At 58.1% G+C, this 8,677-nt stretch carries 11 protein-coding genes and 1 tRNA gene; all 12 read left to right on the forward strand.

The genetic code is table 11. The features are described from left to right. On the forward strand, positions 1-807 hold an 807-nt coding region (locus tag Q0C48_RS07500), incomplete at its 5' end, for a beta-ketoacyl-ACP synthase III (protein ID WP_291523036.1). A gap of 38 nt (positions 808-845) precedes the next feature. Further along, positions 846-1,781 (forward strand): ACP S-malonyltransferase, encoded by a 936-nt coding sequence (fabD, locus tag Q0C48_RS07505; RefSeq protein ID WP_291523038.1) that lies wholly within the window; start codon positions 846-848, stop codon positions 1,779-1,781. Continuing rightward, positions 1,781-2,530, forward strand: coding sequence for a 3-oxoacyl-ACP reductase FabG (gene fabG, locus Q0C48_RS07510; RefSeq protein WP_291523040.1), 750 nt, complete (start codon positions 1,781-1,783; stop codon positions 2,528-2,530). The genes fabD and fabG overlap by 1 nt, the downstream gene beginning before the upstream one ends. An 85-nt stretch (positions 2,531-2,615) precedes the next feature. Next, complete coding sequence (gene acpP / locus Q0C48_RS07515; protein ID WP_291523042.1) at positions 2,616-2,864, forward strand: acyl carrier protein; 249 nt, start codon at positions 2,616-2,618, stop codon at positions 2,862-2,864. A 35-nt stretch (positions 2,865-2,899) separates the two neighbouring features. Continuing rightward, positions 2,900-4,141, forward strand: a complete 1,242-nt coding sequence (gene fabF / locus Q0C48_RS07520) for a beta-ketoacyl-ACP synthase II (RefSeq protein ID WP_291523044.1) — start codon at positions 2,900-2,902, stop codon at positions 4,139-4,141. An 8-nt stretch (positions 4,142-4,149) separates the two neighbouring features. Further along, positions 4,150-5,004: an aminodeoxychorismate lyase gene (gene pabC / locus Q0C48_RS07525; protein ID WP_291523046.1), complete on the forward strand. Its 855-nt coding sequence runs from the start codon at positions 4,150-4,152 to the stop codon at positions 5,002-5,004. Then, entirely contained in the window at positions 5,001-6,014 is a 1,014-nt protein-coding gene (gene mltG / locus Q0C48_RS07530; protein ID WP_291523048.1) for an endolytic transglycosylase MltG, read from the forward strand. The genes pabC and mltG overlap by 4 nt, the downstream gene beginning before the upstream one ends. Then, the gene (tmk, locus tag Q0C48_RS07535) at positions 6,011-6,661 is read left to right on the forward strand and encodes a dTMP kinase (RefSeq protein WP_291523050.1); all 651 of its coding nucleotides are present in this window, start codon (positions 6,011-6,013) and stop codon (positions 6,659-6,661) included. Before mltG ends, tmk begins: the two co-directional genes overlap by 4 nt. Continuing rightward, positions 6,658-7,659 (forward strand): DNA polymerase III subunit delta' C-terminal domain-containing protein, encoded by a 1,002-nt coding sequence (locus Q0C48_RS07540; protein ID WP_291523052.1) that lies wholly within the window; start codon positions 6,658-6,660, stop codon positions 7,657-7,659. Before tmk ends, Q0C48_RS07540 begins: the two co-directional genes overlap by 4 nt. Next, positions 7,643-7,999 (forward strand): PilZ domain-containing protein, encoded by a 357-nt coding sequence (locus Q0C48_RS07545; protein ID WP_291523054.1) that lies wholly within the window; start codon positions 7,643-7,645, stop codon positions 7,997-7,999. The genes Q0C48_RS07540 and Q0C48_RS07545 overlap by 17 nt, the downstream gene beginning before the upstream one ends. 75 nt (positions 8,000-8,074) lie before the next feature. Next, positions 8,075-8,165, forward strand: a tRNA-Ser gene (locus Q0C48_RS07550). Between the two features lie 103 nt (positions 8,166-8,268). Next, positions 8,269-8,535 carry a DUF6538 domain-containing protein gene (locus Q0C48_RS07555; RefSeq protein WP_291523057.1) on the forward strand — a complete coding sequence of 89 codons (267 nt, stop codon included), beginning with the start codon at positions 8,269-8,271 and terminating at the stop codon, positions 8,533-8,535. Positions 8,536-8,677 lie beyond the last annotated feature (142 nt).

Genomic DNA, 8,677 nt, shown 5'->3' on the forward strand with positions numbered 1-8,677 from the left:
ATCGCCGCTCCCGACGAGAAAACGGTAGACATGGCGGAAGCGGCGGCGCGCCAGGCGTTGGCGGATGCCGGTCTGCAAGCCGAGGATCTCGACCTTATTGTTGTGGCGACGACCACCCCGGATCAGATATTCCCCAGTACCGCCTGCCTGCTGCAAGCCCGCTTGGGTAATCATGGTGCGCCCGCCTTTGATATTCAGGCAGTTTGCACTGGCTTTATCTATGCGCTGGCGACGGCCGATCGCTTTATCCGTAGCGGCGGGGTGCGGCATGCGCTGGTCATTGGCGTAGACAGCATGTCCCGCGTCGTCGACTGGACAGATCGTGGAACCTGCATTCTCTTCGCCGACGGCGCTGGAGCCGTTGTCCTTAGTGCCAGCGACGAACCCGGTATTATCTCCACGCACATTCATGCTGACGGTGCCTATGCCGAATTACTGCAGGTGCCTGGCGGCGAGACACGGATGACCATGCAGGGCAACGCGGTCTTTCGCATGGCCGTGCGTACCCTGGGTGAGATTGTGCAGGAGACGCTTGCAGCAAATACCCTGACACCAGAAGACATTGACTGGCTAGTGCCACACCAGGCCAATATCCGCATTATTCAGGCGACGGCCGATAAGTTAGGCCTGCCTATGGAGCGGGTGGTGATGACAGTGGAACATCATGGTAATACTTCCGCTGCTTCGGTACCTTTAGCGCTAGATGACGCAGCCCGACGTCGTTGTTTTCAGCCTGGGCAACGTCTCCTGCTGGAGGCGTTCGGGGGTGGCTTCACTTGGGGATCAGCGCTCCTGCGTTGGGGCTGAACGCCCTGCATACCAATTTGTACTGAGAGGAGGTTCGCTTGCACGGCTCTATCGCCTTTGTTTTTCCCGGTCAGGGTTCGCAGTCTTTGAATATGCTGACTGATCTTGCTACCAGTCATCCGTTGGTCAAAGAGATTTTTGCAGAAGCTTCTGCCCAGTTGGGCGAGGACCTGTGGTCGCTTACTCAGGATGGCCCCGTCGAAAAACTGAATCAGACGCGCTGGACGCAACCGGTGATGCTGGCTGCTGGATATGCCGTTTATCGGGTCTGGGAAGAGGAGGGTGGTATTTTCCCCGACTTTGTCGCCGGTCACTCTCTGGGTGAATACACGGCCTTGGTGGTCGCAGATGCGGTGGACTTCCCGGATGCAGTACGTCTGGTCGCGGAACGCGGTCGTCTGATGCAGCAAGCGGTGCCGGAAGGTGTGGGTGCCATGGCTGCCATCATTGGTCTCGGCGATGATGAGGTGAAACAACTTTGCGCTCAGGAAGCACGAGGTGAAGTGCTCGCAGCGGCCAATTTTAACGCGCCCGGACAGGTGGTGGCCGCAGGCAATCAGGCCGCCATTGAGCGCCTGGTAGAGTCGGCGCGCGCCGCAGGCGCGAAGCGTGTTGTCGTGCTTCCGGTCAGTGTGCCCAGTCATTGCAGTCTGATGATACCGGCTGCCGAACGTTTTCAGACCACCCTGGAATCTGTGCAGTTCCGCAGCCCCAAGGCGATGGTGGTGCATAACGCCGATGTGCAAAGCCACAACACGCCTGATTCCATTCGTGCCGCCCTTGCTAAGCAGCTCTATTCGCCGGTACGCTGGACCGATACGATTCGCCATCTTGCCCGACAGGGGGCCATGACCTTCGTGGAAATGGGGCCAGGTCGCGTGCTGTCGGGGTTGGGGAAGCGCATTGAGCCTGGTTTGACCATGCTCCATATCGAAGATGGCAAAAGCCTCAAGGCCACCCTGGAGGCGATCTAATGGCGGGGTCGTTAGAGGGTCAGTTGGCCCTGATCACCGGTGGCAGTCGTGGCATCGGACAGGAGATCACCCGCGTCCTCGGCAGGCAGGGCGCACGGGTTGTCGCCACGGCAACCACGCCTGCTGGTGCGGAACGGATCAGTGCAGATCTGGCGGCGCAGGGCATCTGTGGTACGGGGGTGGCACTGGATGTGACCGATGATATGGCCATGTCCGCTGTGCTCGCGCAGATACAGGCATCCCATGGTGCGCCGACTATTTTGGTGAACAATGCGGGGATCACCCGTGATCAATTGCTGTTGCGGATGAAGGATGACGACTGGGATGAGGTCATGGCGACCAATTTGCGTGCGGTATACCGCTTGAGCAAGCTGTGTGTGCGCGATATGCTCAAAGCCCGTTTCGGCCGTATTATTAACATTACTTCGGTGGTCGGTGTGATGGGCAATGCTGGACAGACGAATTATGCGGCCGCCAAGGCAGGGGTGGCTGGTTTTACCCGAGCTATGGCGAGGGAAGTGGCGGCGCGGCAGGTGACGGTCAATTGTGTGGCCCCTGGCTTCATCAGCACGGACATGACCGAAGGGCTGAATGAAGCGCACCGCGGCACGCTCCTGCAACAGATTCCCGCGGGAAGACTGGGTGTGGTGGCCGATGTGGCCGCTGCAGTCGCTTATTTAGCGGGCCCGGATGCGGGTTACGTAACCGGACAGATTCTGCATGTCAATGGGGGCATGTGGATGGGGTAATGCATTCGTGGCTTTACAGGACTGTACGCCCTGTGGTCCAATCTCGCCGACAATAATTTTTTTACCAACAGAGGAGCTTCTCCTAATGGATAATGTGGCAGAACGTGTAAAGAAGGTCGTTGTAGAGCAGTTAGGTGTCAATGAAGATGAAGTGACCAACGAAGCCTCTTTTGTCGACGACCTGGGTGCTGACTCGCTGGATACTGTGGAACTGGTGATGGCGCTGGAAGAAGAATTTGATTGCGAAATCCCCGATGAAGAAGCGGAGAAGATTGCGACCGTGCAACAGGCCATTGACTATGTGTCTGCGCATATGCCAGACAAGGATGCCTGAGCATTCCCCAGCAGGGTGATGAGGAGAACAGGCGTTTGAAGAGACGTGTAGTGATTACAGGGCTGGGAATTGTGTCACCCGTCGGGGTGGGTGTTCCGGCGGCGTGGAATTCCATAAGCCAAGGACGTAGCGGTATTGGTCGGGTGACCCGCATTGATCCTGCCTTATATAGCTCCCAGATTGCGGGAGAGGTGCGTGGCTTTGATATTGGTCAGTACATCCCGGCCAAGGAAGCCCGCAAGATGGATTTATTTATTCATTATGGCCTTGTTGCGGCGATGGAAGCGATTGCGGATTCCGGATTGCAGATCAGTGCAGACATTGCGGATCGGGTGGGGGTATCCATTGGCAGCGGCATTGGCGGCTTGCCCGGTATTGAATCCGAGCATCAGATTGTCACCGAGAGCGGCCCGCGCCGGATCTCACCCTTTTTTATTCCGCGTTGTATCGTCAATATGGTGTCGGGCCATGTTTCTATCATGTATGGTGCCAAGGGACCGAACATCGCCATGGCGACGGCCTGTTCTACAGGTACGCACTCCATCGGCGATGCGGCCCGACTCATTGAGTATGGTGACGCCGATGTCATGATTGCTGGTGGTGCCGAGGCGGCTATCAGTCCCTTGGGGCTGGGTGGATTCTGCGCAGCGCGGGCGCTTTCAACGCGTAATGATGATCCTGAGAAGGCCAGTCGTCCCTGGGATAAAGACCGGGACGGTTTTGTACTGGGTGAAGGTGCGGGTGTGCTCGTTCTGGAGGAGTACGAATTTGCCCGGTGCCGTGGCGCACGGATCTATGCGGAGTTGTCCGGCTATGGCATGAGCTCTGATGCTTACCATATGACACAGCCTGCTCCTGCAGGGGAAGGTGCCGCCCGCTGTATGCAAGCCGCTTTGCGTAACGCTGCAGTGACTCCGGAAATGGTGGGGTACATCAACGCGCACGGGACGTCGACCCCGCTTGGAGACCGTTCAGAAACCGACGCCGTGCATGTGGTCTTCGGCGACCATGCACGGCGATTGGCCATGAGCTCCACCAAGTCCATGACGGGCCATCTTCTGGGTGCCGCAGGGGGGATCGAAGCCATTTTTACGGCGCTAGCGCTCTATCATGGCATTCTGCCACCCACCATCAATCTGGATCAGGCCGATGAGGGTTGTGACCTGGATTATGTGCCCCTTAAGGCGCGAAAAGCAGTTGTAGAAGTTGCGTTAAGCAATTCCTTCGGATTTGGCGGTACCAACAGTTCTCTGGTTTTCCGCCGCTTTAGCGACTGATTCGCTCCGTGGGAGTGATTGCCGCCACGGTGGATGGAAATCACTTCGTGGCAGGGGAGTGCGGCGCTGCCTTAGACCGCGCATTACATTACGGGGATGGACTTTTTGAAACCATCGCGGTAATAAAGGGCGTCCCGCTGTTTTGGGATGCCCATCTGGCGCGTCTCAGGCGTGGCGCGGCCATTCTGAATATCCCGATGCCTCCGCCAAGCCTCTGGTATGATGATTTACAGCATGTGTTGAATGGCGTCCCAGCTTACCCACGCCTCTTCGTCAAGCTGCTCCTCAGTCGTGGCGCGGGTTGGGGGTATGGCAGTTCCGGTGCCGGTCCCGCGCGACGCTATCTGTGGTTATCCCAATGGCCGGAGCGTGATGCTCACTATTGGGAACCTGGTATCTCCGCCACGATCTGTCCGGTCGCCTTGTTAACCGGTGCGCCGTATCTCGGCGTTAAATCGCTGAATCGCCTGAATCAGGTGGTAGCCCGCGATGCCCTGACTCCGGAATATGCGGAGGGAGTCATGTTGGACCATTCAGGGGTGCTGCGCGAGGGAATCATGTCCAATCTGTTTTGGGTAAAGGCCGGTATTGTCTACACCCCCGAGCTGGCAGATGGGGGCATCGCCGGCATTCAGCGGGGCGCTATTCTGGAGTGGCTGCGCGCGTGTGGCGTGCCGACCATGCTGGGTCGCTATCGGGCCGCGGCACTTCAGGAGGCTGACGAAATATTCTTCAGCAATAGCCTGATTGGCATCTGGCCAGTGCACCACTTTGTGGAACGCTTGTTACCCGGACATGATGGACCGATAGCATCCGCTTTGCTCGCATGGTGCAGGGACATGGGGTTGGGGCCGCAATCATGACCCGCAAGCGCCATGCCGCCCTGTTAATTCTATTGATCGCGTTATTCCCTTTTGGATTTTACGGCATCGCCATGTATTGGCCGGAAACTTTGCCGGCGAAGGGGGTGACGGTCCCCATTCCTCTGGGCGCCAGTAACGCGCAAAGTATCGCTAGTCTGGCGCATTCCGGGGTATTGCCGCATCCACGACTATTTCATCTGGCTTGGGCTTTGGCCGGGTATCCGCCCATACAGGCCGGGCTGTATGAGTTTCAGGGACGTATTAACCAGGCGCAGGTACTCCACCGGTTAATTGCCGGGCAATCCACGCCACTTAACCTGCTGATTGTGCCCGGCTGGCGTTTGCAGAATATCTATCAGGAAATACGCGATAAAGCTCCTTATCTGGGCCAGCAGAACCTGCCACAGGGTGAGACAGCGGCACGTCGCCTCGCAGAGCAGGGTGTCGGTGCGCAAGGAAGTGCGGAGGGCTGGCTTTTCCCCGATAGTTACCGTTACGTTCCGGGTACCACCGCGCTGAGTGTGCTGCAGCGCGCCTATGTGCGCATGCAACGGGAATTACAGTCCTTGTGGGCCGGACGTGCTCCTGGATTGCCGCTGGGTGATCCCTACCAGGCCCTGATTCTGGCTTCTATCGTACAAAAGGAGGGGGCGCCGCCCGCAGAGCAGGCGCATATTGCCGCCGTGTTTCTCAATCGCTTGCGGCAGGGGATGCCTTTGCAATCTGATCCCACCGTGATTTACGCTTTGGGCGAGCGCTATACTGGACTTTTGACGCCTCAGGAGATGCATGTGGAGAGCCCCTATAACACCTACTTGCACACCGGATTGCCGCCTACCCCCATTGCGATGCCGGGACTCAGTAGTCTGATGGCTGTACTGCATCCTGCGGACAGTGCCGACCTCTATTTTATCGCGCAAGGCGATGAATACCATTATTCAGAGAGTTACACGAAACATCTTGAGCAGATACAGCGTTATCTCCAGCATGCCGGAGGAGCAGGTTTGTGAACACGGGGGCGGCATCACTGAAGAATGGATTTTTCGTCACCTTAGAGGGTATCGAGGGCGCAGGAAAGAGTTCAGCGGTGCCGGTGTTGGCGGAATATTGTCGTCAGCAGGGTTACGCGGTGGAACTCACCCGGGAACCGGGCGGAGGACCTCTCGGTGAGGCTTTGCGTGCGATTTTTCTGGACGACCGCCTGCGCCTGGATGCGGACGAGGAATTGCTCCTGCTGTATGCCGGGCGTCGGGATCATTGGCTGACGCGTATTGCTCCCGCGCTGGCTGCCGGGAAAGTGGTTATCAGTGACCGCTATGAAGATTCCACCTATGCCTATCAGAGCGGCGGACGGGGTGTCACCCCCGAACATATTGCGGAATTGGCACGCTGGGCGGGGATTACGCGTCGTCCAGACCTGACGTTGTGGTTTGATGTGCCGCCGGAATTGGGCGCGACACGCATTCGCGCACGTCGACCGGATCGTCTGGAGCAAGAAGATCAAGCCTTCTTTGGCCGGGCGAGGGCGGTTTTCGCGGAACGCTGCGCGGCCGAACCACAAAGAATCTTGCGCGTGGATGCGACCCAAGCTCTGCCGGTGGTGCATGATATTTTGCGGGTACATCTGGCGCTGCGCCTAGCAGCCCATTGTTCATGAGTGCGCACCGTCCGCCACCCGCCGAATGGCAGCCGATACAAAGTCTGCTGCAAGCGGGATTACCCCAGGCGATGCTCGCTGTCGGCGAATCGGGGACGCTGGTCGGACAGTACTGCGATGATTTGCAGCAGGCGGCCTTGTGTTTCGCGCCATCAGCGCAGGGGCTGTCCTGTGGAACCTGCCGTTCCTGTCGGTTGCTGGCAGAAGGTAATCATCCGGATCTGCTCGTTATTACGGCAGAAACGGGAAAGCGTATTGCGATTGAGTCGGTGCGCCATGCCTATGACTTTCTCGCCTTCACCCCCCAGGTCAGCGCGCGTCGCTGGCTGCGCATCGAGCCGGCCGAAGCGATGACCGCGGCAGCCGCTAACGCCCTGCTCAAAACCCTGGAAGAGCCTGCGGCGCGCGCGCACATTCTTTTGCTCAGTGAGCGTCCGTCGCAGCTTCTGGCCACCATCCGGTCGCGTTTGCAAAAGTTGCCTTTCCCAGCGCTGCGGCTCGGGCAGTGCATGGTCTGGCTGGAAGGGCAGGGCATCCCCCCTGCGGAGGCACTCTTGTTAAGCCGACAGTTTGCGAATCGGCCGCTGCGTGCCTGTCAGCTCTGGGAATCCGGCTGGGTGACGCTGCGCCAAACCTGGATCGACACGTTATTGAACCTCCCTCGGCAAGGTCCTGTTGCGGCTTTGCGTTTGGCCGATAACTGGGCTAAAGACACAGAATTGCTTCTGCTGCGCGAGTTGATGTTGAGCTTGTCGGCGGATTTGCTTCGTCTCCGTAATCAGCGCCTGGACAGCATCGTGCATTTGGACTATTTGCAGTCGTTAGAGGTCATGGCGCAATCTGCTCAGGAGACATCCCTCTGGGAGACGCTGGAGAGTTGGATCCGGTTGCCTGAGTCTCTCGTGCAGAATCGCAATGTGGGCATGATGCTGGAAACGTTATTGTTGAGTTGGGTAGGCATTTGGTCAGGAGAGAGGGCGCATGGAATTACAAGCTGAGACCGGAGGTGCGGCAAAAGCGCTGTCCGTAGTGCTGCGGGACGCTATGGCAGTGCAGCGCTACTACATGCCCAGCATCAAAGGCGGCGGTGTGCTGGTGGAGACACCGAATCTTCTGCCCATAGGCACGGAGGTGCTGCTCATGATCAGTCTTCCTGACAGCCAGCCACGTGCACCCATAATGGGGAAGGTGGTGTGGGTGACCCCGCCGGATAACCGCGAGGGCCGACCGCCAGCCATTGGTGTTCAGTTCGTAAATGATCGCACTGGTGTCCTGATTCGTATTCAAAACGCGCTATCGGGCTTACCCAGGAACGATGGCGAGGTGTTGAGTTTTTAGGATGCGCCGTTTTGGCCCGCTCCGTGCGGAGTCATTGCTCTATCACCGGCGTCTGGGTTACACTCCGTCCCCTCAGGAGAGGTGACCGAGCGGCCGAAGGTGCAGCACTGGAAATGCTGTGTACTCCAAAAGGGTACCGTGGGTTCGAATCCCACCCTCTCCGCCATGTTATATAACTGCCTGATCTTCCATAAAGGAAGAAAGCTTTCAATGGGTTGCGACTAGACACTGTGGCTAGAAGTGTAGCTAAAAGTGAGGTCAAGAACCCTATGTACCTGCTCCGCAGAGGCGCGCTCTTCCATTTTTTCCACAAGCTCCCCGATGCTTTTCAAGGCCAGAATCTGAACCTCGCGTCCGGCCCCCGCAAGGTTGGCGGGAACGGCTATTTGCGGTTTTCCCTGGGTACCGGCAACCGCCGGGAAGCCGAACGCCTGGCCCGCCGCTATGCTGTTGAGGTGGACGAGGTCCTCCAGGCCCAGACACCCCCGTGCGCCGGGAAATCCCCTGTACAGATGAACCCGAAGGCACGATTCTGAAAGAGCTCTTCGATACCCTGCCAGCGGAACAGCAGGCGCATCTCCTGCAGTTCGTCAAACCAGTTCCCCGCCTATGTGGAAGCCATCAACCTAAAAAAAGCAGTTACGGCCCGGCCAGAGCAGGAATCGCCCCATCTGGTAA

It is taken from the genome of Acidithiobacillus sp., assembly GCF_023255755.1.
Taxonomy (GTDB): Bacteria; Pseudomonadota; Gammaproteobacteria; order Acidithiobacillales; family Acidithiobacillaceae; genus Acidithiobacillus.

Bases quoted from the DNA above. Each gene is read 5' to 3' on its own strand.
- Q0C48_RS07540 (WP_291523052.1), top strand. From the start codon at position 6,658: ATGAGTGCGCACCGTCCGCCACCCGCCGAATGGCAGCCGATACAAAGT.
- fabG (WP_291523040.1), top strand. From the start codon at position 1,781: ATGGCGGGGTCGTTAGAGGGTCAGTTGGCCCTGATCACCGGTGGCAGT.
- mltG (WP_291523048.1), top strand. From the start codon at position 5,001: ATGACCCGCAAGCGCCATGCCGCCCTGTTAATTCTATTGATCGCGTTA.
- Q0C48_RS07545 (WP_291523054.1), top strand. From the start codon at position 7,643: ATGGAATTACAAGCTGAGACCGGAGGTGCGGCAAAAGCGCTGTCCGTA.
- Q0C48_RS07555 (WP_291523057.1), top strand. From the start codon at position 8,269: ATGTACCTGCTCCGCAGAGGCGCGCTCTTCCATTTTTTCCACAAGCTC.
- acpP (WP_291523042.1), top strand. From the start codon at position 2,616: ATGGATAATGTGGCAGAACGTGTAAAGAAGGTCGTTGTAGAGCAGTTA.